Source organism: Sphingomonas sp. 1F27F7B (genome assembly GCF_005503355.1).
Lineage (GTDB): Bacteria > Pseudomonadota > Alphaproteobacteria > Sphingomonadales > Sphingomonadaceae > Sphingomonas.
The window spans coordinates 64346-89474 of sequence record NZ_SCMK01000018.1 but is presented as its reverse complement, the minus strand read 5'-3'; the positions used below and the strand labels follow the sequence as shown (position 1 = coordinate 89474).

Below are 25129 nucleotides of genomic sequence, written 5' to 3'. Positions count from 1 at the left end.
CGCGCGAGGTTGACCGGCCGGGGGCGGCTGTGGCAGTCGGCGCTCGGCTAGCGGGTATAGCACAATGGTAGTGCAGCAGCCTTCCAAGCTGAATACACGGGTTCGATTCCCGTTACCCGCTCCAACTTCCCCCGCCCGGCGAACCCGCGTCCCCTGGGACGCTCCGCCCTGCCGGGCTATGCTGGGGGTTCGATTCCCGTTACCCGCTCCAACTTCCCCCGCCCGGCGAACCCGCGTCCCCTGGGACGCTCCGCCCTGCCGGGCTATGCTGGGGGTTCGATTCCCGTTACTCGCTCCAGCTTCCCCCGTCCGGCGAACCCGCGTCCCCTGGGACGCTCCGCCCTGCCGGGCTATGCTGGGGGTTCGATTCCCGTTACCCGCTCCAGCTTCCCCCGTCCGGCGAACCCGCGTCCCCTGGGACGCTCCGCCCTGCCGGGCTATGCTGGGGGTTCGATTCCCGTTACTCGCTCCAGCCTTTCCATGACGATGCCCACCGACACTCCTCCGCTCGCACTCTATGTGCACTGGCCGTTCTGCGTGTCGAAATGCCCCTATTGCGACTTCAACAGCCATGTCCGCGAGAGTGTCGACCAGGCCGCCTGGCGAGTGGCGATGCTCGCCGATCTGGCGCATGAAGCGGAAGCACTGCCCGGACGCCGGCTCGGCTCGATCTTCTTCGGCGGCGGCACGCCCTCGCTGATGCCGCCCGAGACGGTGGCCGCAGTGATCGCGGCGGCCGAAGCGCATTGGGGCTTCGAACCCGGCATCGAGATCACGCTGGAGGCCAATCCCTCCTCCGTGGAGGCCGCGCGCTTCGCCGACATCGCTGCTGCCGGCGTGAACCGGGTCTCACTCGGGTTGCAGGCGCTCGACGATGCCGATCTGCGCTTCCTCGGCCGGGCGCACGGCGTGGACGAAGGGCTGGCGGCATTGGAGACTGCCCAGCTGGCCTTTGAGCGCGTCAGCTTCGACCTGATCTATGCCCGGCCCGGCCAGACGCCGGCGGGCTGGGAAGCCGAGCTGCGCCGCGCCCTTTCCTTCGGCACCGAGCATCTCTCGCTCTACCAGCTCACCATCGAGCCCGGCACGCGCTTCGCCACGCTGTTCGAGAAGGGCGAACTCAAGGCCTTCGACCCGGACGAAGCCGCCGATCTGTTCGAGGTGACGCGGGCAATCACGGCGGCAGCCGGGCTGCCGGCCTATGAGGTCTCCAACCATGCCCGGCCGGGGGCGGAGAGCCGCCACAACCTCACTTATTGGCGCTATGGCGACTATGCCGGCGTCGGCCCGGGCGCGCATGGCCGCCGGAACGGCGTGGCCACGCTTCGCCGCAAGAAGCCCGAGAACTGGCTCGCCGCGATCGAACGCAACGGCCACGGCATCGAGCGCGAGGATCGGCTCGAGACGCGCGACCGCGGCGTCGAGGCACTGTTGATGGGCCTGCGCCTTGCCGAGGGCATCGACCTTGCCCGCATTCCCGATGCGCCGATCGACCCGGGCGCGCTGACGGGGATGGCGGCGCAGGGGCTGGTGGAACGCGAGGGCAGCCGCCTCCGCGTCACCGATGCCGGCATGCCGGTGCTCGAGGCGATCCTGCGCGAGCTGGTGATCGCCTGAACGCATGATTCGGGCTCGGCCCACCGCGCGGAAGTTCGGGAAGTTTGGATTAGGGGGCTCCGTTTTCCCCGCCCGCACCAGCGCTGGTGGCGGATAGGATCGACAGGGCGAAGCGCGCCGGGTTGCACACGCCGGCATGGAGCAACCGAAAACCTGCACTGCAACGTGCCACCATCCCGGCGAATGCGCGGGGATGACGGTCATCGGGCGCTTATCCCCCCCGAGACAAGTAACCTTGTTTCGTCATCCCCGCGCAGGCGGGGATCCAGGGTTTCTCTACCGTATCGCCCGTGATTCTGGATCCCCGCCTGCGCGGGGATGACGGGATTGGCTGAATAAATCCTCGACCTAATGAATCCTCGACCTAGCCTCCGAACCCCGTCGGCGCGGGCGAGATCGTCACCGTCGTCCCCCCCTTCACTTCCTGCACTTCGAGCGCGCGCTCGGCGATGCCGTCGCGGCCGAAGCGGAAGGCGCCGTCCAGGCCGCCGAACCCGTCGGGCGCGACCAGGCGGCGCTCGGGGAAGATGTCGCCCGGCCGCCATTCGCGGGCGATGCGCACGGTGAGCAGCACCGCGTCATAGCCCAGCGTCGACAGGCGATAGGGCGCCGCGCCGAAGCGCGTGCGATACTTGGTCGCATAGGTCCGATAGTAATTGTCGGGCACGCTGGCGAACCAGGCGCCGTTCAGCACGGCGTTCGAACCGATCGCCGAATCGGTGTTCCACAGCTCGGTGCCGAGGATGCGCGACGCCTTGCCCCCCGCCGACTTGCGGATGATCGGCGCCGCCGTGACGCCGCTCGCGCCCGAGCCGGCGATCAGGATCGCCTGATAGGGCGTACGCGACAGCTTGGTGATCGCGCTGGTCATCGAGCCGGGGCGACCATCATAGGTCTCCATCGCCAGCACCTTGCCGCCCTGGTCCTCCACGGCGCGCAGGAAGCTGGTCGAGGCGCGCTCGCCATAGACGCCCGACGTCATCAGCCCGACGAAATTGGTGACGCCCTGCGCCCGGGCATAATCGACCACGCGCTCGATCGACTGGGCCGGCGAATAGCCGAGCAGATAGGTGCCGTTGCCGGCCACCGCAGTGTCGTTCGAGAAGCTGAGCACCGGCACGCGCGCCGCCCGCGCGATCGGCGCCACTTCGCGCGCCTCCTCGGCGAGCAGCGGGCCTAGGATCAGCTTGTTGCCATCGGCGATCGCCTGGCGCGCGGCGTTGGCGGCTCCGCCGGCAGTGTCGTAGGTGGTGATGCGCAGCACGTCCGACTTGGTGTCGAGAATCGCCAGCTGCGTCGCATTGGCGAGCGACTTGCCGACGCCGGCGTTCGGCCCGGTCATCGGCACCAGCAGCGCGACGCGGTGGCGCTCCACGTCCTGCGGCAGGCCCGGCGATATCGGGCGAGTCGAGGGCCGCTCGCGCGGCGCCTCCACCGTCGGCGCGGGGCGCGTCTCGGGGATCACCCGCGGCCCGCTGGCGCAGGCGGCGAGAAGGGCGGCGAGGCCCAAAGCGGCCCAGCGGAGGATGCCCCGTTGCGGATTCACGGTTGGGTCTGCCATTTACTCTCCCCGATGCACGCTGTTCTTACGCCCGGCCTCTATATCGTCGCCACCCCGATCGGCAATCTCGGTGACTTGTCGCCGCGCGCCTCCGAAATACTCCTGGGCGCCGATCTGGTTGCCGTAGAAGACAGCCGTGTGACGGCCGGCCTCTTCCGGCACCTGGGCGCGAAGGGGAAGATGATCCCCTATCACGACCATAATGCCGATGCCGTCCGCCCCGGCCTGGTCGCGCGCATGGCGACCGAGGCCATCGCGCTGGTCTCCGACGCGGGCACCCCGCTGATCTCCGATCCCGGTTTCAAGCTGGTGCGCGACGCGCGTGCCGCCGGCCATCCGGTGACGACGATTCCAGGCCCCTGCGCGGCGATCGCGGCGCTGACGCTGGCCGGGCTGCCGACCGACCGCTTCCTGTTCCTCGGCTTCCTGCCGCCCAAGCAACAGGCCCGGGCCGAAGCGATCGCCGAGATCGCCGGCGTGCGCGCCACGCTCGTCCTCTACGAATCGGGGCCGCGGCTCTCGGCCTGCCTCGCGGCGCTGGCCGAAGGGCTGGGCGACCGCGAGGCGGCAGTGGCGCGCGAGATCAGCAAGAAGTTCGAGGAATGCGTGACCGGCTCGCTCACCCAGCTGGCCGCGCGCTATGCCGAGGCGCCGCCGAAGGGCGAGATCGTGGTGGTCGTGGCGCCGCCCGGCGCCCCGGCTCCGGCCAGTGCCGACGATGCCGATGCCGCGCTCGCCGAGGCGCTGACTCGCCTGCCGGCCAGCAAGGCGGCGGGCGAAGTGGCGAAGAAGCTCGGGCTCGACCGCAAGACGCTCTATGCGCGGGCGATGGAAATGAAGGGGTAGCCCGGCACGGATAGAAAACGCCCCAAACCCGTCATCCCCGCGAAGGCGGGGATCCAGGGCTACCTCGCGCATCGTCCCGGACTCTGGATCCCCGCCTTCGCGGGGATGACGAAATAGGGCAAAGGCTCCCTCAGGCGTATTCCTGTTCGAGCACCCGCATCTCGTCCGCGCCGGTAAGCTCGGCAAGGCGCTTGAGATAGGTCTCCGCAAGCTGGCGACGGCGCAGCGCGGCGGCCTCTGTCATCGCCCGCTTCGCGGCAGCAAGTTCCTGAGCGGCGCGACGCCGATAATAGCGTTCGTTGGATTCCATCAGAATGCGACCCCCCGAAAGCACCGATAAACCCGGTTCGGTGCGACTCGGTCTGGCGATGGTAACCAAAGTTATCCACAGGTGCGAGTCGTGAGGGGCAAAAGACCAACGGATCGCCGCGCTGCGGAAACGCGTGGCCGCGAAGGCGAGCGCCGTGCCGCCTGGTGGCTGTGGCTGAAAGGCTGGAAAATCCTCGATCGCCGGGTCCGCACCCCGGCCGGCGAAGTCGATCTGGTTGTGCGTCGCGGCAGCCTGATCGCCTTTGTCGAGGTCAAGACCCGCGCCACCGCAGCCGATCTCGATTTCGCGATCGACGAGCGCCGCCTCGCCCGCGTCGCCGCCGCGGCCGAGGTGCTGATGCCGCGCTATGCCGGCCCGGGCGACGATATCCGCGTCGACGTGATCCTCATTGCCCCGGGCACGCCACCTCGCCATATCGAGAACGCCTGGATGGGGTGACTTATTCGAATAAGTCACCTAAGGCGTTCCCGAAGGAGGCCGAATGTCGCTCATTGTCGCCGTGCAGATGGACCCGCTCGATGCGATCAACATCGCTGGAGACTCGACCTTCGCGCTGATGCTCTCGGCCCAGGCGCGCGGCCACCGGCTGTTCCATTACGGCGCCGAGGACCTCAACTATTCCGCCGGCCGGGTCTGGACCCGGGCGCATCCGGTGACTGTGCAGCGCGTGGCGGGCGACCATTTCCGCTTCGAGGCGCCGGTGTCGCTCGACCTGGGCGCGGACGCCGATGTCGTGCTGATGCGCCAGGACCCGCCCTTCGACCTGGGCTATATCACCGCGACGCACCTGCTCGAGCGGATCGCCGACCGAACGCTGGTGGTCAACGATCCGGCCAGCGTGCGCAACGCGCCGGAGAAGGTGTTCGTCCTCGACTATCCGCAGTTCATGCCGCCGACGCTCGTCACCCGCAGCCTGGACGAGGCGCGCGCCTTCCTCGCCGAGCATGGCGAGATCGTCATCAAGCCGCTCCACGGCAATGGCGGCAAGGCGATCTTCAAGGTGGGCCGCGACGGCGCCAACCTGTCCTCGCTGATCGAAGTGTTCAACACCGCCTGGCGCGAGCCGCACATGGTGCAGGCCTTCCTCCCCTCGGTGGCGGCGGGCGACAAGCGCATCGTGCTGGTCGACGGCGAAGTGGCCGGCGCGATCAACCGCATTCCGGGCGAAGGCGAGATCCGCTCGAACCTGGCAGTGGGCGGCAGCGCGGCCAAGACCGAACTGACGGCGCGCGAGCAGGAAATCTGCGCGGTGCTGGGCCCGGAGCTGAAGCAGCGCGGGCTGCTGTTCGTCGGCATCGACGTGATCGGCGGCGAGTGGCTGACCGAGATCAACGTCACGTCCCCCACCGGCATCGTCGCGATCGACCGGTTCAACGGCACCGACACCGCCGCGCTGATCTGGCAGGCGATCGAGCGCCGCGTCGCCGAGCGGAACTGATCGAGGCGCTATGTGGGACGCGGCTTCCTGGGGCTATTGGGGCATCTTCTGGCTGATGGTGCTCGAGAATGTGATTCCGCCGGTGCCGTCGGAAGCGATCATGAGCGTCGCGGGCATCGCCGTGGCGCGCGGCGAGATGAACCTGGCGCTCGTGCTGCTCGCCGGCACCGCGGGCACCGTGCTGGGCAATCTCTTCTGGTGGGAGATCGGCCGGCGGCTGGGCTATAAGCGCCTGCGGCCGCTGATCGATCGCTGGGGCCGCTGGCTGACGCTCGACTGGCACGAGATCGAGAAGCTCAAGACCTATTTCGACAAATGGGGCGGGCCGACCGTGCTGATCTTCCGCTTCATGCCGGTGGGCCGCACGATCATCTCGATCCCCGCCGGGCTGATGCACATGCCCTTCTGGCGCTTCGTCGGCTACACCGCCGCGGGCAGCGCGATCTGGAACGTCATCCTGGTGGGCGTGGGCTATGCGCTGGGCGCCACGATCGAGGATATCGAACATTGGGTGGGGCCCGCGATCATCGCCATCGTCGCCGGGATCGCGCTGCTCTATGTCTGGCGGATCCTCACCTGGAAGCCGCGGGACTGACGCGATCGAGCTCGGTCGCGATCCGCTGCGCATAGGCCTCCATCTGCGGCGCCAGCGCCGCCAGGCCCAGGCGCGACTGCGGATCGACCGCGCACAACGTGCCGAAGAAGCTGCCGTCGCCGCGCACGATCGGCCAGGAGATGTAGCTCTTGATGCCATAGAGCGCGGGCGTGTGATGCGTGCGCCAGGCGGGATCGGCCTCGACGTCGTTGATATAGATGCCCTGGCCGCTCGCGCGGATCTCGTCGCAGATCGTTGTCTTGATCGCCAGCTCGTCGCCGGCGTCCAGCCCGAACTCGATCTTGTCGAGCACCTGGCAGGCGACCCAGCGATCCGCGGTGACGCGCGCCACCGCGGCGAAGCCCATGCCGGTCCGCTCGCACAATTCGGCGAGGATAGTCTCTACTTCGGGAATGCGCTGGATGTCGGCGACGTCGGCGAGATAGGGATCGTGCATGGCCCCGCTCTAGCGGACGGCTGCCCCGGTGTAACTAATCGGGATCAGGCGCGCGGATGCGCGTTGCGATATACGTCCAGCAGGTGCGCGGCGTCGACCGCGGTATAGACTTGAGTCGAGCTGAGGCTGGCGTGGCCGAGCAGCTCCTGCAGCGCGCGCAGGTCCGCGCCCCGGCCCAGCAGGTGCGTGGCGAAGCTGTGCCGCAGCGCATGCGGCGTCGTCCGGTCCGACAGGCCGAGCGCGGCGCGGGCGGAACGGACCGACTTGCGGATCACTCCCGCCGGCATCGGGCCCCCCTTCGCGCCGCGGAACAGCGGGGCATCGCGCGCGATGCCATAGGGGCAGGCACGGGCATAGGCCTCGATCGCCTCGCGGACCTGGGGCAGCAGGGGAACGATGCGGGTCTTGTCGCGCTTGCCGGTGACGCTCATCGTCTGGCCCAGCGGCAGGACGCCGCCGGTCAGCCCTACTGCCTCGCCGATGCGCAACCCGGCGCCGTAGAGCAGCAGCAGCACCGCCCAGTCGCGCAGCCCGATCCAGGGCTCGCGTGCTTCCTCGGAAACCGTCTCGGCGAGCGCGACTGCCTCGTGCGGGGCAATCGGGCGGGGCACGCCCTTCTTGACGCGCGGCCCCCTGAGCCGGGGAAGCTCCGCATCCTCGCCGCCGGCGAACTTCAGGAAGCCGCGCACCGCCGAGAGCTCGCGCGCGGCGGAGGCGTTGGACAGGCCCTCGCCGCGGCGATGGGCGAGATAGGCGCGCAGGTCCGCGGCGCTGGCGCGGCCGAGCGCGTCGCGCGTGACGGGACCGCCCCAATGCCGCTGGAGGAAGGCGACCAGCCGCTCGGCGGTGGCGCCATAGGCCCGCACGGTGTGCGCGGACCGCCGCCGGTCACGCGCGAGATGCTGCGCATAGAGAAGCGGGAGGGCGGGTTCGGTCATGGGGAGATAGTATAGCTCCTCCCCGAGCTTGTCGCGGGGAGGGAGGTCGCCGGCCACAGGTCGGTGGTGGAGGGGCGCGGCGGATCTCCGCCGCGTGCCGCGGCCGCCCCTCCACCACGCGCCATGCGAGCGGTCCCCCTCCCCCGGCAAGCCGGGGGAGGAATTGGGAAATCACCCGATCTTCTGCCCGGTCTTGGCCCAGTCGGCCATGAACGCGGCGATGCCGTTGTCGGTGAGCGGGTGCTTGACCAGCTGGCGGATCACCGAGGGCGGCGCAGTCATCACGTCGGCGCCGATCTTGGCGGCCTCGAGCACATGGATCGGGTTGCGCACGCTGGCGACCAGGATCTCGGTGTCGAAGGCGTAATTGTCGTAGATCGTGCGGATGTCGGCGATCAGGTCCATGCCCGGATAGCCGATATCGTCGTGCCGGCCGACGAACGGCGAGATGAAGGTCGCGCCGGCCTTGGCCGCGAGCAGCGCCTGGTTGGCCGAGAAGCACAGAGTCACGTTGACCATGGTGCCGTCGTCGGTGAGCGCCTTGCACGCCTTGAGGCCGTCGATCGTCAGCGGCACCTTGACCGCGACATTGTCGGCGATCTTCCGGACGATCTCCGCCTCACGCATCATGCCCTCGAAATCGAGCGCGACCACTTCGGCCGAGACCGGCCCCTCGACGATCTCGCAGATCTCCCGGACCACTTCGAGGAAATCGCGGCCCGCCTTGTGGATCAGCGAGGGATTGGTGGTGACGCCGTCGAGCAGGCCGGTGGCGGCCAGGTCGCGAATGTCGGCGGTATCGGCGGTGTCGGCGAAGAACTTCATCGGGAATCCCTTATGACATTTGCTGTCAGTCGTGCGTGAGCATCAGCTTTGCACGGCCGCCCTTAAGCCGATTCACCGTGACGCGATAGGTGCCCGGGCGCATCCGGTAATAGAGGATCTTGTGGATCGTCGAGCAGCGCGGGCCCCGGCGCTCCGACGCCATGCGCAGCGCGCGCGGGCTGCCGGCAGCGAAGGCGTCGATCCAGCCGGCGCGATCGATTGCGATGCCGACCGTGCCGGCCTTGCGGATGGCGATCTGCGCCTCGACGCTGCCGCCGCGCACCGGCAGCATCGCCGCATGGCCGGTATCGAGCCCGCGCCCCTCGCGCGTCCAGCCGGCGAGCGGACGCGGAAGCCGCGTGTCGAGCGCCGTGCAGCGGCCCTGCGCCGCCATGCCCAGAGCCAGCGCCGTCATGAGAATCATCACTCTTCTCCCCCTTTGGATGGCAGCGATGTTCCATGGATGTTCCGGAGCCGGCAAGAAGAGCTTGCACCGGAATGAAGACGATGCGTTTAGACGCGATGCGCTCGTGCATCGTCCTGCCCCTGTTCCTCGCCGCCGCGCCGGCGTTCGCGCAGCGGACCGACGACCAGCTCTGGCTGCAGGCGAGCGGCGTCGTCCGCGTGAGCGAGCATGAAGAGGCGACGGTGGAAAGCATCGCCCGTTTCGGCGACCGCGCCCGGGGGCTGGCGCATACCGAGATCGGCGGGCTGTTCGCCTGGAAGCTCGGCAAGGTCGAGCTCGCCATCGGCTATCGGCACGTCGAGGATTTCGTCGGCGACCGGACGCTGCCGAACGAGGAGCGGCTGCGCCAGCACGTGATCGTGCCGCTGGGCGCCGGCTTCGCCACGCGGATCCGGCTGGAGCAGCGCTTCAACAGTTCGGGGCCGGAGATCGGCCACCGCGTGCGCGGCCAGCTGCGCTTCAACGCGCCGCTGGGCCGGACCGGGCTCGGCCTGTTCGCCACGCACGAGACCTTCCTCAATCTCAACACCACCGGCTGGGGCCAGCGCGGCGGGATCGAGCGGGTGCGGGCCAATGTCGGGCTGGGGGCGCCGGTGGGCCGCCGGCTGCGCGTCGAGATCGGCTATCTCAACCAATATCGCTTCGGCCGCGCCGGCGCGCGCGATCAGATGGACCATGCGATGACGATCGGGCTGACGCTGCGGCCTTAGTCCTGGCTCACCTGCCGGACGATCGCGGCGGAATCGCGGGCGCCCCAGCGCTCGGTGATCTTCCCGTCCTCGAGCCGGAACCATTCCATCGCGGCTACCTCATAGGGCCGGCCGGTCGGCTCCAGCCCGCCCATGCCGCGAAAGGGGCCGGCGAAACGGCCGGTCTCGCGTAGACGGGCCGCCACCGTATCTCCCTCGGCGACCAGGTCGAGTATCTCGAGCCGCATCTCCATCCCTTCGTGCAGTTCGCGCCAGATCCCCATCGCCATGTCGAGCGGTCCGGCGCCCAGCACGCCCCAGATTCTCGCTTCGGGCGCGAAGAGCCGGTTCAGCCGGGCGACATCGTGCGCATTGAACGCATCGACATAGGCGCGGACAGCCGCCTTGTTCGCCGCGCTCATTCGCCGGCCACCAGCATCGCCTTCACTTTCGGCGCCGACAGCCCCGAGACGTAGAGCCGGTAGATGCCGGGCCGGAGCTCGAAGCGGACGATCTTGCGGATCGTCGAGCATTCGGGGCCGTGGCCGTGCCTGACCGAGGCGAGCGCCGCGCCGCCTTCGATCCCGGGAAGCACGTCGATCCAGCCGCCCTGATCGAGCGCGATGCCGTAGACCCCCGCGGTTTCGATCCTGAAGCCGATCGTCGCCGCCTTGCCGGGCTTGCTGCCGGCGGGCAGCCCCTTGAGCGCCGCGCCGTCGCTCGTGTCGAGCGCCACTGCCTTGCCCGGCATGAATTCATCGCCGGGCTTCGCCCAGCCGAGCAGCGAGACGGGAAGGCTGGCGTCGGTCGCCTTGCACTGGGTGGTCTGCGCGGCCGGGGCGGCGGGAACGGCCTGGGCGAGCAGCAGGACGGTGGCGAGCAGCATCTTCGATCTCCTTGAAGCCCCAACCCGATACGGGGATTCCGTTTCCCGCGCAAAAGCCCATATGAGGACGCCTCATGTCCCGCGCCCGCGTCCTCGTCCTCCATCCCGCGCTCGGCCCGCTCGACTATCGCGTGCCCGCCGGCATGCAGGTCGCGCCGGGCTCGATCGTCGTCGTGCCGATCGGCCCGCGCCAATATGCCGGCGTGGTCTGGGAGGCCGAGCGGCTGCCGACCGAGGAGATCGGCGACAACCGGCTGCGCAACATCATGGCCGTCGCCGACGCGCCGCCGATCCCCGCATCGGTCCGCCGGCTCGTCGAATGGACCGCGGACTATTATCTGAGCCCGCCCTCCGCCGTGCTGGCAATGGCACTGCGCACCTCCGCGGCGTTCGAGAGCGCGCCGACGATCACCGAATATCGCGCGACCGGCGTGGTGCCGGGCCGGCTGACTCCACAGCGCGCCCAGGCCCTGGAGCGGATCGGCGAGCGCCAGGGGTTGGTCCGCGAGCTGGCACTGGCCGCCGATGTGTCCGACGCGGTGATCCGGGGGCTGGTCAAGACCGGCGCGATCGAGGCGGTGGTGGTCGACACCGACACCCCTTATCCGCTGCCCGACCCCGATTTCGCTCCGCCCCGGCTCAATCCCGAACAGGCGGATGCCGCCGCGGCCCTGCGCCGGGCAGTGGACGCCGGAGCATTCCAGCCCTTCCTGCTCGACGGGGTGACGGGATCGGGCAAGACCGAAGTCTATTTCGAAGCCATCGCCGCGGCACTGACGGCGGGCAGGCAGACCTTGGTACTGCTGCCCGAGATCGCGCTGACCGAACCCTTCCTCACGCGCTTCGAGAAGCGCTTCGGCTGCGATCCAGTCGCCTGGCATTCGGGGCTCAGGACTTCGCAGCGCCGCCGCGCCTGGCGGGCGATCGCCGGCGGCGAGGCGATGGTGACGGTGGGTGCCCGCTCGGCGCTGTTCCTGCCCTATCCGAAGCTGGGCCTGATCGTGGTCGACGAAGCGCACGAGACCAGCTTCAAGCAGGAGGACGGCGTCCATTATCATGCCCGCGACGTGGCCGTGATGCGCGGGCGATTCGAGGAATGCCCGGTGATCCTCGCCTCCGCCACCCCGGCGATCGAGACGCGCCACCAGGTCGAGCTGGGCCGCTATGCGGAACTCAAGCTCCCCGGCCGCTACGGGCTGGCGGAGATGCCCGAGATCATACCCATCGACCTGATCCAGGCCCCGCCCGAGCGCGGCCGCTGGCTGGCGCCGCCGCTCGTCAAGGCGATCGACGAGACCCTGGCCAGGGGCGAGCAGTCGCTGCTGTTCCTCAACCGGCGCGGCTATGCCCCGCTCACGCTCTGCCGGCATTGCGGGCATCGTTTCCAATGTCCGAACTGCACGGCCTGGATGGTCGAGCACCGGCTGCTGCGGCGCCTTTCCTGCCATCATTGCGGGCACACCATCCCCGCGCCGAGCCTGTGCCCCGAGTGCAAGAGCGAGGACACGCTCGTCGCCTGCGGCCCCGGAGTCGAGCGCATCGCCGACGAAGTGGCGGCGCTGTGGCCCGAGGCGCGCACCGCCATCGTCACGTCGGACACGCTCTGGTCACCCGCCAAGGCGGCCGAGTTCGTCGCGCGGATGGAGCATGGCGCGATCGACATCGTGGTGGGCACGCAGCTGGTGACCAAGGGCTATCACTTCCCCAACCTGACGCTGGTCGGGGTGGTCGATGCGGACCTGGGCCTCGACGGCGGCGACCTGCGCGCCAGCGAGCGCACCTTCCAGCAGATCATGCAGGTGGCGGGCCGCGCCGGCCGGGGCGAGAAGCCCGGCACCGTCTATATCCAGACCCATGCGCCCGACGCGCCGGTGATGCGGGCGCTCGTCTCGGGCGATGCGGAGAGCTTCTACGCCGCCGAGGCCGAGGCGCGGCGCGACGCCGATGCGCCGCCCTATGGCCGCTATGCCGCGATCATCGTCTCGAGCGAGGACCGCGCCGCCGCCGAGGAAACCGCACGGATGATCGGCCGCACCGCGCCCGAGATCGGCGAGGACATGCACGTCTATGGCCCGGCCCCCGCCCCGCTGGCGATGCTGCGCGGGCGCCACCGCTACCGGCTGCTCGTCCATGCCCGGCGCAGCTTCGACGTGCAGCAGGTGCTGCGCGACTGGCTGGGCGGCCTGGCCTGGAGCCCCAAGGTGCGGGTGGCGGTGGACGTGGATCCCCATAGCTTCGTCTGATCCGAGGCGAACACGACCGCGGACCCGGCCACACCACAGATTGACGACTCCGCTACGAACCATAAACTCGGCCGATCGGGGGAGAAGACTCATGCGTCGTCATCTTTTGCTCGCTACTTCGCTGCTGCTGCCGTCGTTCGCGCACGCCGCCGACTGGTACGAAGGCAGCTCCAAGCATTTCATCGTCTATTCGGAAGGTTCGCCCGAACAGGTCACCGCGGCGACCGAAGCGCTCGAGCGCTTCGACCAAGCGCTGCGGACGATCACCGGCACGCCGGACAAGCCGATCAGCCCCAACCTGCGCGTCACCGTGTTCATGCTCGACGACGTCGCGGCGATCCGGAAGCTCTCCGGCGACCAGTCGATCGCCGGCTATTTCCAGCCACGCGCCTCCGGTCCGATGGCGTTCGCCCCCCGCAAGACCGCCGGCGAACTCAGCGCGCGGGCGATCCTGCAGCACGAATATGCCCATAGCTTCATGTTCTCGAGCTGGCCGAGCGCGGTGTTCGCCAAATGGTTCGTCGAGGGGTTCGCCGAGTTCGTCGGCACCGCCACCTATCGGACGGACGGCACGCTCACCTTCGGCGCGCCGCCGGAATATCGCAAATACGGGATCAGCCAGATCAACCAGATCCCGGCAAGCCAGCTGCTGATGCTCAATCCGGGCAAGCTCGACGAATTGCAGACGCATATTCTCTACGGCCGCGGCTGGCTGCTGACGCATTATGCGCTGCTCGGCGGGCACGGCAAGGAGCTGGCCGAATACATAACGCTGAGCAACGCGGGCAAGGCTGCCGAGGCAGGCCGCGCCTTCGGGAATCCGAACGACCTCGACCACAAGCTCAACCGCTACATCTCGGGCACGACGCTGCCGTTGCTGCGCCTTTCCAGGGAGCAGGTCGCGGTGGGCAAGGTCACGCTGCGCAAGCTCAGCGCCGGCGAGGTCGCCACGCTGCCGGCGCGGACACGCTCGAGCAATGGCGTCGACGCGAAGGCCGCGCCCGAAGTCGCCGAGCTCGCGCGCCGGCTGGCCGCGCCCTATCCCACGGACGCCGCGGCGCAGAACGAGCTCGCCGAGGCCGAATTCGACGCCAAGAACTATGCCGCCGCCGAAGCGGCCGCGGACCGCGCGCTGGCCGCCGATCCCAACTCGATCCACGCGCTGCTGTACAAGGGCATGGCGCAGATGGCAGTCGCGAAGGCGGCCGGCGACACCAATCCCGAGCGCTGGAAGGCGATTCGCGGCTATTTCCTGAAAGCGAACAAGCTCGATACCGAATATCCCCAGCCGCTGATCCTGTTCTACGAGAGCTTCGCGGCGGCGAAGCAGGCACCCACCGTCAATGCCAGGAACGGGCTGCTCGGCGCCTATGTGCTGGCGCCGTTCGATACCGATCTGCGCGTCATGGCGGGCAAGGTGCTGCTCGAGACGAACGACGCCAAGGCCGCGCGCGTCGCCTTCGAACCCGTCGCCTACAGCCCGCATGCGCCTGCCGACAATGTCGCGCTGAAGGTGCTCACCGCGCTCGATGAGAAGGGGCCCGAGGCTGCGCTCGCCTTGCTGAACGAAGCCGAAGCCAAGGCGAGGAAGGCGGCGGAGGACGTGGAGAAGAAGAAAAAGAGCTGAGCCCCGCCGCCGCTGCTACAGCCCCCGGCTTGAACCGCCGGGGCTTTTGCCCGAAAGCTGCCGGCCTAACGGAGGTTCGGGGTTCGATGATGCGTCGGTTGCTTATCGTGGTGGCGCTGCTCTTCGCATGGGCAGCCCCGGCGCATGCCGACGACATCTCCGCTTCCGCGCGCGGCGTGGTGCGCATCGTGACCATCGCGGTGGTCGATGACGAAGTGGTCGGCTTCGGCCATGGCAGCGGCTTCGCCGTGGGCCCCAACCGCGTGATCACCAACGCCCATGTCGTCGAGCTCGCCTCGCGCTATCCCGACAATGTCGTGATCGGCGTCGTCCCTTCCGAAGGCGACAAATCCTATCAGGGCAAGGTCATCAAGATCGACCAGGCACGCGACCTGGCGCTGATCGAGTTCAGCGGCGTGCGCCTGCCGCCGCTCACGCTGTTCGGCGGCAAGATCTCCGACGGCGATTCGCTCATCGCGCTCGGCTATCCAGGCAATGTCGACGTCGCCACCGCCCGCTCGGCGGCGGATTTCATCAAGCCCCAGTCGCCGGTGCGCTCGCAGGGCGGGTTCGCCGGCCTGCGCCAGCTGAGCGGGGTGAGCGTGCTGCTCCACACCGCCAGCATCGCGCGCGGCAATTCGGGCGGGCCGCTGCTCGATCGCTGCGGCCGCGTGCTCGGCGTCAATTCGGCGATCACGCACAATGACGACGGCGATTCGACTTTCGCCTTCGCCATCGCCGGCAGCGAGCTGGCCGCCTTTCTCGGCGAGGCGAAGCAATCCTTCGCCACGGTCGACATTCCCTGCACCTCCGTCGAGGAGCAGATGGCGCAGGAGCGCAGCGCCGACGAGAAGGCGCGCCTGGCGGCGGACGAGGCATCGCGCGCCAATGCCGCGAGGGCCGAGGCCGAGCGCGACGACGCGATCACCCAGGCGCGCAACCGCGCCGAGACCGCGCGCGAGAACTATATGGCCGGCGCCGCGGTGCTGCTCGTGCTCGGCGCGCTGGCAGTGGGCGGGGCGGGGCTGCTGCTCTCGCGCGAGCGCAGGCGCGAAGCGATCTGGGTTGCGGCGGGCGGCGGCGTGCTGATGCTGGGCGCGGCCGCGCTGTTCCTGAGCCGGCCGGGCTTCGACGAAACCAAGGTATTGCCGGTGCCCAAGGCGGCCGCGGCGGCAGCCGGCGGCACGACGAACACCGCCGCCCAGGGCAAGCTGGTCTGCACCCTGGTGCCCGAGCGCAGCCGCGTAATCGTCTCCCCGACCGACAGGGTGGACCTCGACATAGGCGAGGACGGCTGCATCAACGGCCGCACCCAATATGCCGAGTCCGGCACGCACTGGCAGCGCATCCTGGTGCCGGATCAGGAAGCCAATGTCTCGGTGCTCGATTTCGATCCCGCGACGGGCACCTACACCAACACGCGCTACCTCCTCTCCTCCGAGCAGATGAAGCAGGCGCGGGCGCTGCGGAAGGGCGTGCCGCTCAAGGAATGCTCGTCCGACCAGGCCAAGCGGGCCGAGCTGGCAACGCAGCAGCAATCGATCCGCAGCGCGCTGCCGGCAGTCTACAACGAGAAGCTGGTCTATAGATGCGCGCCGGGCGGCGAGCCTCCGGCAGCGGCGGCGGCCAAATAGGTCCGGCCGCGCCGGACCGCACTTCATTCATCGCCTCCGCCAACACGGGAGGACGGGCTTCGCTGAACGAGGCTCCGCCCTAGGTTGGGGGACTCATATTCCTTCAATCGTCATCCCCGCCTGCGCGGGGATGACGACGGAAAATCAGATACTTGTTTGGGTTCTCAACCTAGGGCGTATCGACATTTGGGCGTGCGATGAGAGCCGGACAGCCCTTCTTGCTCCCCGGCGAAGGCCGGGGCCCGGTTGCGACATCGTTCGAGGGGTTCGCGTATCTCGATAGCATCCCGATACTGGGCCCCGGCCTTCGCCGGGGAGCCACCGGGGACCGCCAGTCTCGTAGGCCTAGAGCCGGTCCACCCGCGCTGCGAAACAGCCGGGTTTGGCATTGTGGACGTGGAGATACGCGACCGCCGGATCCTTGAAGAAGCGCGCGATCAGCGGCTCGAGGTCACGGCCCTCCACCACATCGGCATTGGTCATCATGCCGGCATCGTCAAAGGCGCGGACCGAGAGCAGGCGGATCGCCAATTGCTCCGGCACGGCATTCTCGAAGCGCGCCGGCACCTCGGCACCCTCGCGCACGAAGATGGCATGGGTGCCGCGATAAGGCGAGGCGACGGGCAGATGCTCGTGATTGAGCAGCAGCACCGTCTCGCCGGGCTCGGCATCGGCCAGCGTCACGCGGCAGGGCGCGCCGGGCTTCTTCGCCACGGTCCTGCGGACGGCGTGCCGGGCCGCCAGCGCCGCATCCGACAAGCCATAAAGTGCGCGGAACGGCGCGGGGTCGAGGCCCTGGATCACATAGCTCATTGGTCGGCTCCTTCGCGCCTCAGCAGCGCCTTCTTGCGGTCCACGCCATAGGCATAGCCGCCCATGCTGCCGTCGGAGCGGAGCGCGCGGTGGCAGGGAATGACCACCGGCACGTGATTGGCGCCACAGGCCGTGCCCGCCGCGCGGACCGCGCCGGGACTGCCGGCGGCAGCGGCAAGCTGGGCATAGCTGCGCGTCTCGCCCGGCGGAATCGCGCGCAGCGCCTGCCAGACCGCTTCCTGAAAGGCAGTGCCCTGCACGTCGAGCGGCAGGTCGGTGTCGCGCCCCGGGCTCTCGACTTCGGCGACCACCCGCGCGGCGAGCGCCGCCAGCGCCGCGCCGCCCTGGACGATCTCCGCCGCCGGGAAACGCCGGGTGAGATCGAGGGCATTTTCCTCGAAGGCGACGCGGCACAATCCCTTGTCGGTCGCCGCGATCAGCAGCGGGCCGAGGCTGGTCTCGGCAAGAGTCCAGCGGATCGTCACGCCCGCGCCACCACGCTTCCACACGCTGGGGCTCATCCCGAGCCGGGCGTTCGCGGTCTCGTAGAAGCGGCTGGGCGCGGAATAGCCGGCTTCGTAGATCGCGCCGGTAACGCTCTCCTCGCCCGACAGTGCCTCGGCGGCGCGCTTCGCCTTGAGCCCTCGGGCATAGGCGGCAGGCGTCACGCCGGTGGCGCGCTTGAACAGCCGATGGAAATGGTGCGGCGCATAGCCGACCGCAGCGGCAATCCCGTCGAGCGGGACATTCTCCTCCGCCGCCTCGATCAGCGCCACCGCCCTTGCCACTGCGATCCGGTCGCGGCCGACTTCGTCGGGCTTGCAGCGCAGGCAGGCGCGATAGCCGGCGGCGCGGGCCGCATCGGCATCGTCGAAGAACTCGACATGCTCGCGCTTCGGCCGCCGCGCCGGGCAGGTCGGCTTGCAATAGATGCGCGTGGTGGTCACCGCGACGATCAGCCGCCCGTCAAAGGCGCGGTCGCGCGCTTCGAAGGCAGCCCAGGCCGCGTCTTCGGAGAGGGAGAGTGCGTGGGTCATGCAAGTGATATAGGGCACGCCCCTCCCGCTCACATCCCGGCGATTGCGGCCAAACCGATCCTCCTGCCACGGCATGCCGACCCTGGTCCTGATCGGAGCTTGTCCCCTTGCGGCAGCTATTCCTCTTCCGTCATCCCCACGCAGGCGGGGACCCAGGGCTTCTCCGCCGTATCGCCTGTGACTCTGGATTCCCGCCTGCGCGGGGATGACGAGAGGTGGGGCGCGGAGAGGACGAGAGCGCGGCGGTTGTCCCGATACGATGAGCGCCAGGCAAGTTCGAGGGGATGAGGGAAGCCACTCTCACACGAAGAGATATAACTCAGACAATATTCTCTTGCCCTATCCTCCCGAACCCGCCACCGTTAGCGCTAACGGGCGCACCCCGACGCCCGCTCGGGAGAGAGCAATGTCCCTCTGGCGACGCACGCGCGCCCTGCGCTGGTGGATCATCGCGATCGTGATGCTCGGCACGGTGGTGAACTATCTCACCCGCTCGACGCTTGCCGTCGCGGCCCCCGTGTTCATGCCCGACCTGGGCATCGACGAGCATCAATATTCCTGGATCACCGCCGCCTTCCAGGCCGGCGTGATGCTGCAGCCAGTGGTCGGCTATATCCTCGACACGATCGGGCTCCGGACCGGCCTCGCCGTCTTCGCCAGCTGCTGGGGCCTGCTGACCATGGCGCACGGGCTCGCCTTCAACTGGCAGATGCTGTTCGGCCTGCGCGGGGCGCTGGGCTTTGCCGAGGGGACGTCGCATACCGGGGGACTGAAGGTCGTCTCCGAATGGTTTCCCGCCCGGGAACGCGGGCTGGCGGGCGGCATCTACAATCTGGGTGCCTCGGCCGGATCGGCGCTGGCGGCGCCGCTCGTCGCCTGGTCGATCTGGATGTGGAACTGGCGCGCGGCCTTCGTGATCGCCGGCGCCCTCGCCCTGTTCTGGGTGCTGCTCTGGCTGCGCTTCTATCGCCCGCCCGCCGAACATCCCGAGATCGGCGAGGAAGAGCGCGCCCATATCCTGGCCGGGCAGGAGCAGCATATCCAGGCGGCGGGGGCACGGCCCTCGATCCTGTCGATCCTGCGCCAGCGCAACTTCTGGGGCATCGCCATCCCGCGCTTCCTGGCCGATCCGACCTGGGGCACGCTGACCTTCTGGCTGCCGCTCTATCTGGTGAAGGTCCGCCATTTCGACCTGGCCGAGATCGCCGTGTCCGCCTTTCTGCCCTTCGTCGCCGCCGATCTGGGCTGCCTGTTCGGGCCGACGCTGGTGCTGTGGCTCCAGCGCCGCGGCATCGACCTGATCGATGCGCGCCGCTGGACCTTCACCCTGGGCGCGGTGCTGATGACGGGCATGTTGTTCGTCGGCACGGTGGAGAGCGCCTGGGCGGCCGTCGCCCTGCTTTCGCTCGGCGGCTTCGCGCACCAGACTCTGTCGGTCACGGTGATCACCATGGCGAGCGACCTGTTCCGCCGCGACGAGCTGGGCACTGTCGCCGGCCTGGCCGGCACCTGCGCCAATGCCTCGATCCTGATCTTCTCGCTGCTGATGGGCAGCCTGGTCGCCTCGATCGGCTACACGCCTTTCTTCATCGCGCTCGGACTGCTCGATCTCGTCGCGGCGGCCGTGCTCTGGACGCTGGTGCGCAAACCCGCATGATTCGCAATCCCATCCTTCCCGGCTTCAATCCCGACCCGTCGATCGTCCGGGTGGGCGACGATTATTACATCGCCACCTCCACTTTCGAGTGGTTCCCCGGCGTGCAGATCCATCACAGCCGCGACCTGGCGAACTGGAAGCTGATCGCCCGGCCGCTCACTCGCGCAAGCCAGCTCGACATGCGCGGCGATCCGGACGGCTGCGGCGTGTGGGCGCCGTGCCTTTCGCATGACGGCGCGCGCTTCCACCTGATCTACACCGATGTGAAGCGCTATGGCCGCACCACGGTGGGCGGCGCGTCGGGCGCCAGCCTGCGCGACTTTCACAATTATCTCGTCACCTGCGAGACGATCGACGGCGAATGGTCCGATCCGATCCACCTGAACAGCAGCGGCTTCGATCCCTCGCTCTTCCATGACGAGGACGGGCGGAAATGGCTGCTCAACATGCTCTGGGACCATCGGCCGGGCCGCAACCGCTTCGCCGGAATCGTGGTGCAGGAATATTCGCCGGCGGCGCGGCGCCTGGTCGGCGAGCGAGTCAACATCTTTCCCGGCACCGCGCTGGGGCTCACCGAGGCGCCGCATCTCTACAGGCGCGACGGCTGGTATCACCTGCTCACCGCCGAAGGCGGCACCGGCTGGAACCACGCAGTGACGATGGCCCGCTCGCGCAGCCTGACCGGCCCTTATGAATTGCATCCCGACATCCACATCCTCTCCAGCCGCACCCGCCCCGACGCGCCGCTCCAGCGCGCCGGCCATGCCGATCTGGTCGAGACGCCGGCGGGCGAGCCCTGGCTGGTCTATCTCTGCGGCCGCCCGCTTCCCAATCGCGGGCGCTGCGTGCTGGGCCGCGAGACCGCGATCCAGCCGATGCGCTGGGACGCGGACGGCTGGCTCCGCGCCATCGGCGAGCCCGGCATGCCGATGCTCGAAGTGCCCGGCCCCGACGGCCGCGCGCCGGCCGATGCCCACGCCGACTTCGACGAGGCGGCATTGCCGATCGACTTCCAGTGGCTGCGCACGCCCGAGCCGGAGGCGATCTTCAGCCTTGCCGCGCGCCCCGGCCATCTGCGGCTATATGGCCGCGAGTCGATCGGCAGCCTGTTCACCCAGGCGCTGGTCGCGCGGCGGCAACAGGCATTCTGCTATTCGGCCTCGTGCCTGCTCGAGTTCGCGCCGCGCCATTTCCAGCAGGCCGCAGGGCTGGTCGCCTGGTACAATGCCGCCAAGTTCCACTATCTCCACGTCAGCCACGACGAGGAATCCGGCCGCCATCTGCGCGTAATGTCGGCGCTGCCCGATTCGCCGCAGGCCGATGCGTTCACCGCGCCCGTCCCGCTTCCGGAGGGGCCGATCGAGCTGCGGGTCGAAGTGGATTACGAGCGGCTGCGCTTCGCCTGGCGCCCGCCTGCCGGCGCCTGGCACTGGCTGGCCGAACAGTTCGACGCCTCGATCCTGTCCGACGAAGCGAGCGCGCCCGGCCTGCCCAACTTCACCGGCGCTTTCGTGGGGATGGCATGCCAGGACCTGTCCGGCGCGGGCCTCCACGCGGACTTCGACTGGTTCGCCTATCGCGAACGGGACTTCAGTCCTCGCGGGTCGGACGCCTGATCAGCCGGCGGAGCGGCGGGATCGTCGGCTTGGCATGCGCCTTGCCGCTGCCGAAACGCGCGGCGAGCGCGGCCGAGAGATCGGCGAGCACATGCTCCTGGCCGCGAAAGGCGTGCGCGATCTCCTCCTCGGTGAGCGCCTTCATGAAGGCGCAGCCATAGGTATTGCCCGAGCGGCGCACCACCTTGGCGGCGCGCGACCCGGCACCCGAAAGGCCGAGCGAGACGAGCGTGCCTTCCGGCAGATCGAGCTCCGAGGAGAAGCGAAAGCCCGTGCGCGAGAAATCCTCGACCTGCACGTCGATCGGGCCGCCGTCCGGCGTGCGCAATGTCGAGGGCGAATCCGTGTCGAACCGGATCGCACCGCGGCGGTCGATGTCTCCGAGGATCTCAAGCTTGGCGACGAGCAATTTGGGGCTCCGTGGTTGGCGCCTCGAGCCTAGCGGGCGATGCGTTAACGAGTGCTTTGCGGAAGCGTTCACCGGCGTTAATTTCACCTGCGCAACGGCAAGGCCCGCGCCGCGTCATTTTCGTCGCATGAAACTCCGTCTCGGTCGCAGTCCCGATTGGCGCGGCCGCCGGGCTCCGTCCTCCCTGCGCACGCACCGGACGAGGACGGAACATGTCACGACGCACATCGCTGCTCCTGCCCCTGCTGCTCGCCGCCTGCAGCGGCGGCGGGGGTGGAGGCACCGCCCCGCCGGGGCCCGCCCCCACACCGACGCCCAGCCCGAGCCCAACGCCCAGCCCGTCGCCGACCGGCGATCCGCTCGACCAGGCGATCAACGACGCGGCGGCCGCCATCCTCGCCGACACTTGCCGGCCCGCCGGCCCCAACTGCGCCTGGACCGATCGCGCCTACAGCCCTGCCGAGTTCGCGATGGCGCCGGGCAATGGCGAAGCGGTGCTGATCATCGACAATCTTCCGCGTCTGCCCGTCCGCGCGATCCGCTTTCGCAAGCACATCAAGGGCTATTTCCGCCTGGGCGAGGGCGGCAGCGCGAATGCCGCCACGACCGGCTGGCGCATCCCGACGGCGCTGTGGAACGCGCTCGACCGCTTCTCGGGGCCCACCCATGTGCCGAGCCAGCGGCTCGTGCCGATCGGCGACGCGGCGAAACAGGCCTATCCCGACATCGCCTTCGACAATGTCGGGCATGGCAGCACCGTCTTCTCGCTGCTCGCCGACAACGTCCCGGCGCAGCCGCTGGTGCTGCTCGATTCGATCGACCTCGAGGACATCGCGCCCGCACGCTATTGCGACGCCTCGGGCGCGGCAGCGGTGCAGGCCGAGCTGGTGCAGGCGGCCGGACGCGCAGCGGACGCGATCGTCGCACTGATGCGCGCGAACCATGTCCGGTTCGTCAACTACAGCGCCGGCCACACTTTCCAGACCGTCCGCGACGGCTGGCAGGCGGCTTGCGCGAAGCCGCTCCCGGGCGAGGACGTCCTGCGCGACAAGCTCGCCGCCTATGCGCCCATCTATGCCGCGCTGTTCGGCACGCCGGGCGTGCTGACGGTGCAGGCCGCCTCGGAGAATGACGGGCTCCACGACGCGCCCTACGACCAGCGCGTCGCCGCCCATTACAACCGGATCCGCGTCGGCTATTTCACGGCGCTGACCTCCGGGCTCGACGATGCCGGCCGCGGCGACATCGCCGCGCTGCCGGGCTGGCCGGCCAGGGCGGAAGCCGACATCTTCGTCAACACCGGCGTCCTGTCCGCGCGGCCATGGCCGTTCAACCGGACGCCGCTGCTCCAGTCGGACGATTTCTCCACGGCGCTCATGCCCGTCACCGTGGCCCACACCTCCTGGGTCACGCCGCTGGCGCTGGCGCGGATGATCAATCTGCGCTTCGCCCGCTTCCCGGACCGGCCGTTCGACGACGCGCTGATCGCCGCGATATTCGATGCCGCCACGCCGGCGCTCTGCCTCGGCCAATGGGACAATCGCTGCGCCTTCCAGGACCCGATGCTCCACGGCCAGACCGAAGCGGTGCGGCTCGGCCATCGACCGCGCGAATATACAGGGATGCCATAGGGGCGCGCAGCGGCGCAGCAGCCGCGCAGGCGTCGCGGCCCGGGACCCCGGCGGCCGGCTTCCTTGACTAAAATCGTTTTCATCGCCATATGGCCGCCATCCGAGGCGTCACGCAGCGTGATCGGGCATGCGGGTTTACCCCAAGGGCCCAGGCTCCGCCTCGATTGTTTTCCACGGCTTCCCTAGTCACGCGGGTCGTCATTTTTGACCCCGCCTTCGCACCTGGGCTCCGTCCGGCGTGCGCCGGCCGTATGCACAGGATTTATAATGCAGTTCAATCAACTCGGTCTCTCGGAGACCGTTCTCGCCGCGCTTGCCGCCAAGGGCTATAGCGAGGCGACGCCGATCCAGGCCAAGGCGATCCCATCGCTCCTCGAAGGACGCGACCTGCTCGGCATCGCCCAGACCGGCACCGGCAAGACCGCCGCCTTCATGCTCCCCTCGATCGACCGGCTGGTCGCATCGGGCAAGCGCGCCCAGCCGCGCGGCTGCCGCATGCTGGTGCTCGCCCCGACGCGCGAGCTGGCCAGCCAGATCGCCGACCAGGCGCGCCATTACTCAAAGGGCACTCGCCTGAGCGTCGCCACCATCTTCGGCGGCACGTCGATCCACAAGAACAAGACCGACCTCGCCAAGGGCGTCGACATCCTCGTCGCCACGCCGGGCCGCCTCGTCGACCTGATGGACCAGTGCTACGCGATCCTGATGGGCCTCGAGATCTTCGTGCTCGACGAAGCCGACCAGATGATGGACCTGGGCTTCATCCACGCCCTCAAGCGCATCGTCCGCGAGCTGCCGGCCAAGCGCCAGTCGCTGTTCTTCTCGGCGACCATGCCCAAGACGATCCGCGAGCTCGCGGGCCAGTTCATCAAGGAACCGGTGGAAGTGAAGGTCACGCCCGAGGCCACCACGGCGGAGCGTGTCGAGCAGCGCGTCACCTTCGTCCAGCAGGCCGAGAAGCAGGCGCTGCTCACCATGATGCTGCGCGAGATGGAGATCGACCGCGCGCTGGTCTTCACCCGCACCAAGCACGGCGCCGACCGGGTCGTCCGCCTGCTCGCGGGCAACGGCATCGCGGCCAATGCGATCCACGGCAACAAGAGCCAGCCGCAGCGCGAACGCGCGCTCGGCGAGTTCCGCGCCGGCAAGGTGAAGATCCTCGTCGCCACCGACATCGCCGCGCGCGGCATCGACGTGTCGGGCGTCAGCCACGTCTTCAACTTCGAGCTGCCGAACGTGGCGGACCAATATGTCCACCGCATCGGCCGCACCGCGCGCGCCGGCAATGACGGCATCGCGATCAGCCTGTGCGCCGAGGACGAGCGCCCCTATCTGCGCGACATCGAGCGGCTGATCCGCCAGAAGCTCGCCGTGGCGCCGCTGCCCGATGGCTTCGTGGCCGCCGCCGAGAAGATCAAGTCGAGCCGCGTCAACGTGCCGCAGAGCCGCGACCAGCAGAACGGCCAGCGCGGCCGCGAGATGCAGCGCGACGGCCGCCGCCCGGGCCAGCCGCAGCGCGGTCGCCCCGGCGGCCAGCGCGACGATCGCGCGCGGGGCGATCAGCCGCGCCGCCATGACGAGCGCGGTCCGCGTCCCGAGGCGGCCGGTGCGGCCGCCGGCGAGCCGCGCCCGCGCCGCTTCGACGCGCCGCAGGGCGAGCAACCCCGCAACTATGCCCGCCCCAAGCGCAAGTGGCAGCCGCGTCCGACCGGCAGCGGCGGTGGGCAGCGCCAGGGTGGCCAGGGCGGCGGCCGTCAGGGCGGCAATCGCGGACGCTGAGCGATGGGCCGCCCCGGCGGGGCGGCCCGATCGA

At 69.1% G+C, this 25129-nt stretch carries 24 protein-coding genes and 1 tRNA gene; 14 read left to right on the top strand and 11 right to left on the bottom strand.

All coding sequences use genetic code 11. The features are described from left to right. The first annotated feature begins 50 nt into the window (after nt 1-50). Nucleotides 51-124 (top strand) — tRNA-Gly (locus FFS08_RS16515). Nucleotides 125-486: 362 nt separating this feature from the next. Beyond that, nucleotides 487-1617, top strand: coding sequence for a radical SAM family heme chaperone HemW (gene hemW / locus FFS08_RS16510; RefSeq protein WP_502702044.1), 1131 nt, complete (start codon nt 487-489; stop codon nt 1615-1617). Nucleotides 1618-1981: 364 nt separating this feature from the next. Here hemW and FFS08_RS16505 read toward each other — a convergent pair whose 3' ends face one another. After that, nucleotides 1982-3178: a penicillin-binding protein activator gene (locus tag FFS08_RS16505; protein ID WP_137864748.1), complete on the bottom strand. Its 1197-nt coding sequence runs from the start codon at nt 3176-3178 to the stop codon at nt 1982-1984. Nucleotides 3179-3190: 12 nt separating this feature from the next. On the opposite strand from FFS08_RS16505, the gene rsmI reads away from it, so the two are divergent. Continuing rightward, the gene (gene rsmI, locus FFS08_RS16500; protein WP_137864747.1) at nt 3191-4024 is read left to right on the top strand and encodes a 16S rRNA (cytidine(1402)-2'-O)-methyltransferase; all 834 of its coding nucleotides are present in this window, start codon (nt 3191-3193) and stop codon (nt 4022-4024) included. A 130-nt stretch (nt 4025-4154) separates the two neighbouring features. Here rsmI and FFS08_RS16495 read toward each other — a convergent pair whose 3' ends face one another. Then, entirely contained in the window at nt 4155-4334 is a 180-nt protein-coding gene (locus tag FFS08_RS16495) for a hypothetical protein (protein WP_086130656.1), read from the bottom strand. Between the two features lie 90 nt (nt 4335-4424). On the opposite strand from FFS08_RS16495, the gene FFS08_RS16490 reads away from it, so the two are divergent. From FFS08_RS16490 to FFS08_RS16480, 3 genes are read left to right on the top strand one after another with little or no spacing between them, the layout of a single operon-like run. Then, nucleotides 4425-4793, top strand: coding sequence for a YraN family protein (locus tag FFS08_RS16490; protein WP_137864746.1), 369 nt, complete (start codon nt 4425-4427; stop codon nt 4791-4793). A 43-nt stretch (nt 4794-4836) separates the two neighbouring features. Further along, nucleotides 4837-5793 carry a glutathione synthase gene (gene gshB, locus FFS08_RS16485; protein ID WP_137864745.1) on the top strand — a complete coding sequence of 319 codons (957 nt, stop codon included), beginning with the start codon at nt 4837-4839 and terminating at the stop codon, nt 5791-5793. 10 nt (nt 5794-5803) lie between these two features. Continuing rightward, nucleotides 5804-6388, top strand: a complete 585-nt coding sequence (locus FFS08_RS16480; protein WP_137864744.1) for a DedA family protein — start codon at nt 5804-5806, stop codon at nt 6386-6388. Here FFS08_RS16480 and FFS08_RS16475 read toward each other — a convergent pair. The 4 genes from FFS08_RS16475 to FFS08_RS16460 form a co-directional block, all read right to left on the bottom strand. Beyond that, nucleotides 6366-6845: a GAF domain-containing protein gene (locus FFS08_RS16475; RefSeq protein ID WP_137864743.1), complete on the bottom strand. Its 480-nt coding sequence runs from the start codon at nt 6843-6845 to the stop codon at nt 6366-6368. The genes FFS08_RS16480 and FFS08_RS16475 overlap by 23 nt on opposite strands. Before the next feature lie 44 nt (nt 6846-6889). Beyond that, a complete protein-coding gene (locus FFS08_RS16470; RefSeq protein ID WP_137864742.1) occupies nt 6890-7783 on the bottom strand; it encodes a tyrosine recombinase XerC in 894 nt (297 codons plus the stop codon). 171 nt (nt 7784-7954) lie between these two features. Then, nucleotides 7955-8608: a fructose-6-phosphate aldolase gene (gene fsa, locus FFS08_RS16465; protein ID WP_137864741.1), complete on the bottom strand. Its 654-nt coding sequence runs from the start codon at nt 8606-8608 to the stop codon at nt 7955-7957. A gap of 25 nt (nt 8609-8633) precedes the next feature. Continuing rightward, nucleotides 8634-9032 (bottom strand): hypothetical protein, encoded by a 399-nt coding sequence (locus FFS08_RS16460; RefSeq protein WP_249341261.1) that lies wholly within the window; start codon nt 9030-9032, stop codon nt 8634-8636. An 83-nt stretch (nt 9033-9115) separates the two neighbouring features. Between FFS08_RS16460 and FFS08_RS16455 the strand changes: the two genes are divergently transcribed. Beyond that, nucleotides 9116-9784: a DUF2490 domain-containing protein gene (locus tag FFS08_RS16455; RefSeq protein WP_249341260.1), complete on the top strand. Its 669-nt coding sequence runs from the start codon at nt 9116-9118 to the stop codon at nt 9782-9784. Here FFS08_RS16455 and FFS08_RS16450 read toward each other — a convergent pair. Next, complete coding sequence (locus FFS08_RS16450) at nt 9781-10185, bottom strand: ester cyclase (RefSeq protein WP_137864740.1); 405 nt, start codon at nt 10183-10185, stop codon at nt 9781-9783. The two genes, FFS08_RS16455 and FFS08_RS16450, sit on opposite strands and share 4 nt — an antisense overlap. Beyond that, entirely contained in the window at nt 10182-10649 is a 468-nt protein-coding gene (locus tag FFS08_RS16445) for a hypothetical protein (RefSeq protein WP_137864739.1), read from the bottom strand. The genes FFS08_RS16450 and FFS08_RS16445 overlap by 4 nt, the downstream gene beginning before the upstream one ends. 74 nt (nt 10650-10723) lie before the next feature. Here FFS08_RS16445 and FFS08_RS16440 point away from each other — a divergent pair, with 74 nt between their 5' ends. The 3 genes from FFS08_RS16440 to FFS08_RS16430 all read left to right on the top strand — a co-directional run bounded on the left by FFS08_RS16440 (nt 10724) and on the right by FFS08_RS16430 (nt 16153). After that, entirely contained in the window at nt 10724-12892 is a 2169-nt protein-coding gene (locus FFS08_RS16440; RefSeq protein WP_137864738.1) for a primosomal protein N', read from the top strand. A gap of 91 nt (nt 12893-12983) precedes the next feature. Next, the gene (locus tag FFS08_RS16435; RefSeq protein WP_137864737.1) at nt 12984-14519 is read left to right on the top strand and encodes a hypothetical protein; all 1536 of its coding nucleotides are present in this window, start codon (nt 12984-12986) and stop codon (nt 14517-14519) included. 89 nt (nt 14520-14608) lie between these two features. Next, nucleotides 14609-16153, top strand: coding sequence for a S1C family serine protease (locus FFS08_RS16430; RefSeq protein ID WP_137864736.1), 1545 nt, complete (start codon nt 14609-14611; stop codon nt 16151-16153). A gap of 345 nt (nt 16154-16498) precedes the next feature. Here FFS08_RS16430 and FFS08_RS16425 read toward each other — a convergent pair whose 3' ends face one another. Both FFS08_RS16425 and ada read right to left on the bottom strand, forming a co-directional pair. After that, nucleotides 16499-16966, bottom strand: coding sequence for a DUF1203 domain-containing protein (locus tag FFS08_RS16425; RefSeq protein WP_137864735.1), 468 nt, complete (start codon nt 16964-16966; stop codon nt 16499-16501). Next, nucleotides 16963-18003 (bottom strand): bifunctional DNA-binding transcriptional regulator/O6-methylguanine-DNA methyltransferase Ada, encoded by a 1041-nt coding sequence (gene ada, locus FFS08_RS16420; protein WP_137864734.1) that lies wholly within the window; start codon nt 18001-18003, stop codon nt 16963-16965. Before ada ends, FFS08_RS16425 begins: the two co-directional genes overlap by 4 nt. A 406-nt stretch (nt 18004-18409) precedes the next feature. Between ada and FFS08_RS16415 the strand changes: the two genes are divergently transcribed. Further along, nucleotides 18410-19660, top strand: coding sequence for an MFS transporter (locus FFS08_RS16415; protein WP_137864733.1), 1251 nt, complete (start codon nt 18410-18412; stop codon nt 19658-19660). After that, nucleotides 19657-21276 carry a glycoside hydrolase family 43 protein gene (locus FFS08_RS16410; protein ID WP_137864732.1) on the top strand — a complete coding sequence of 540 codons (1620 nt, stop codon included), beginning with the start codon at nt 19657-19659 and terminating at the stop codon, nt 21274-21276. Before FFS08_RS16415 ends, FFS08_RS16410 begins: the two co-directional genes overlap by 4 nt. On the opposite strand, the gene FFS08_RS16405 is transcribed toward FFS08_RS16410, so the two are convergent. Then, nucleotides 21251-21685 (bottom strand): PilZ domain-containing protein, encoded by a 435-nt coding sequence (locus FFS08_RS16405; RefSeq protein WP_171012656.1) that lies wholly within the window; start codon nt 21683-21685, stop codon nt 21251-21253. The two genes, FFS08_RS16410 and FFS08_RS16405, sit on opposite strands and share 26 nt — an antisense overlap. A 212-nt stretch (nt 21686-21897) precedes the next feature. On the opposite strand from FFS08_RS16405, the gene FFS08_RS23580 reads away from it, so the two are divergent. Together FFS08_RS23580 and FFS08_RS16395 are read left to right on the top strand one after the other, a co-directional pair. After that, a complete protein-coding gene (locus tag FFS08_RS23580) occupies nt 21898-23316 on the top strand; it encodes a hypothetical protein (RefSeq protein ID WP_171012648.1) in 1419 nt (472 codons plus the stop codon). A 267-nt stretch (nt 23317-23583) separates the two neighbouring features. Further along, on the top strand, nt 23584-25095 hold the full coding sequence (locus FFS08_RS16395; RefSeq protein ID WP_137864211.1) for a DEAD/DEAH box helicase: 1512 nt from the start codon (nt 23584-23586) through the stop codon (nt 25093-25095). Nucleotides 25096-25129 lie beyond the last annotated feature (34 nt).

What these genes read in the sequence shown, in the direction of transcription:
- hemW (WP_502702044.1), top strand. Translation starts at nt 487, where the DNA reads ATGCCCACCGACACTCCTCCGCTCGCACTCTATGTGCACTGGCCGTTC.
- FFS08_RS16505 (WP_137864748.1), bottom strand. Translation starts at nt 3,178, where the DNA reads ATGGCAGACCCAACCGTGAATCCGCAACGGGGCATCCTCCGCTGGGCC.
- rsmI (WP_137864747.1), top strand. Translation starts at nt 3,191, where the DNA reads ATGCACGCTGTTCTTACGCCCGGCCTCTATATCGTCGCCACCCCGATC.
- FFS08_RS16495 (WP_086130656.1), bottom strand. Translation starts at nt 4,334, where the DNA reads ATGGAATCCAACGAACGCTATTATCGGCGTCGCGCCGCTCAGGAACTT.
- gshB (WP_137864745.1), top strand. Translation starts at nt 4,837, where the DNA reads ATGTCGCTCATTGTCGCCGTGCAGATGGACCCGCTCGATGCGATCAAC.
- FFS08_RS16480 (WP_137864744.1), top strand. Translation starts at nt 5,804, where the DNA reads ATGTGGGACGCGGCTTCCTGGGGCTATTGGGGCATCTTCTGGCTGATG.
- FFS08_RS16475 (WP_137864743.1), bottom strand. Translation starts at nt 6,845, where the DNA reads ATGCACGATCCCTATCTCGCCGACGTCGCCGACATCCAGCGCATTCCC.
- FFS08_RS16470 (WP_137864742.1), bottom strand. Translation starts at nt 7,783, where the DNA reads ATGACCGAACCCGCCCTCCCGCTTCTCTATGCGCAGCATCTCGCGCGT.
- fsa (WP_137864741.1), bottom strand. Translation starts at nt 8,608, where the DNA reads ATGAAGTTCTTCGCCGACACCGCCGATACCGCCGACATTCGCGACCTG.
- FFS08_RS16460 (WP_249341261.1), bottom strand. Translation starts at nt 9,032, where the DNA reads ATGATTCTCATGACGGCGCTGGCTCTGGGCATGGCGGCGCAGGGCCGC.
- FFS08_RS16455 (WP_249341260.1), top strand. Translation starts at nt 9,116, where the DNA reads ATGCGTTTAGACGCGATGCGCTCGTGCATCGTCCTGCCCCTGTTCCTC.
- FFS08_RS16450 (WP_137864740.1), bottom strand. Translation starts at nt 10,185, where the DNA reads ATGAGCGCGGCGAACAAGGCGGCTGTCCGCGCCTATGTCGATGCGTTC.
- FFS08_RS16445 (WP_137864739.1), bottom strand. Translation starts at nt 10,649, where the DNA reads ATGCTGCTCGCCACCGTCCTGCTGCTCGCCCAGGCCGTTCCCGCCGCC.
- FFS08_RS16440 (WP_137864738.1), top strand. Translation starts at nt 10,724, where the DNA reads ATGTCCCGCGCCCGCGTCCTCGTCCTCCATCCCGCGCTCGGCCCGCTC.
- FFS08_RS16435 (WP_137864737.1), top strand. Translation starts at nt 12,984, where the DNA reads ATGCGTCGTCATCTTTTGCTCGCTACTTCGCTGCTGCTGCCGTCGTTC.
- FFS08_RS16430 (WP_137864736.1), top strand. Translation starts at nt 14,609, where the DNA reads ATGCGTCGGTTGCTTATCGTGGTGGCGCTGCTCTTCGCATGGGCAGCC.
- FFS08_RS16425 (WP_137864735.1), bottom strand. Translation starts at nt 16,966, where the DNA reads ATGAGCTATGTGATCCAGGGCCTCGACCCCGCGCCGTTCCGCGCACTT.
- ada (WP_137864734.1), bottom strand. Translation starts at nt 18,003, where the DNA reads ATGACCCACGCACTCTCCCTCTCCGAAGACGCGGCCTGGGCTGCCTTC.
- FFS08_RS16415 (WP_137864733.1), top strand. Translation starts at nt 18,410, where the DNA reads ATGTCCCTCTGGCGACGCACGCGCGCCCTGCGCTGGTGGATCATCGCG.
- FFS08_RS16410 (WP_137864732.1), top strand. Translation starts at nt 19,657, where the DNA reads ATGATTCGCAATCCCATCCTTCCCGGCTTCAATCCCGACCCGTCGATC.
- FFS08_RS23580 (WP_171012648.1), top strand. Translation starts at nt 21,898, where the DNA reads ATGTCACGACGCACATCGCTGCTCCTGCCCCTGCTGCTCGCCGCCTGC.
- FFS08_RS16395 (WP_137864211.1), top strand. Translation starts at nt 23,584, where the DNA reads ATGCAGTTCAATCAACTCGGTCTCTCGGAGACCGTTCTCGCCGCGCTT.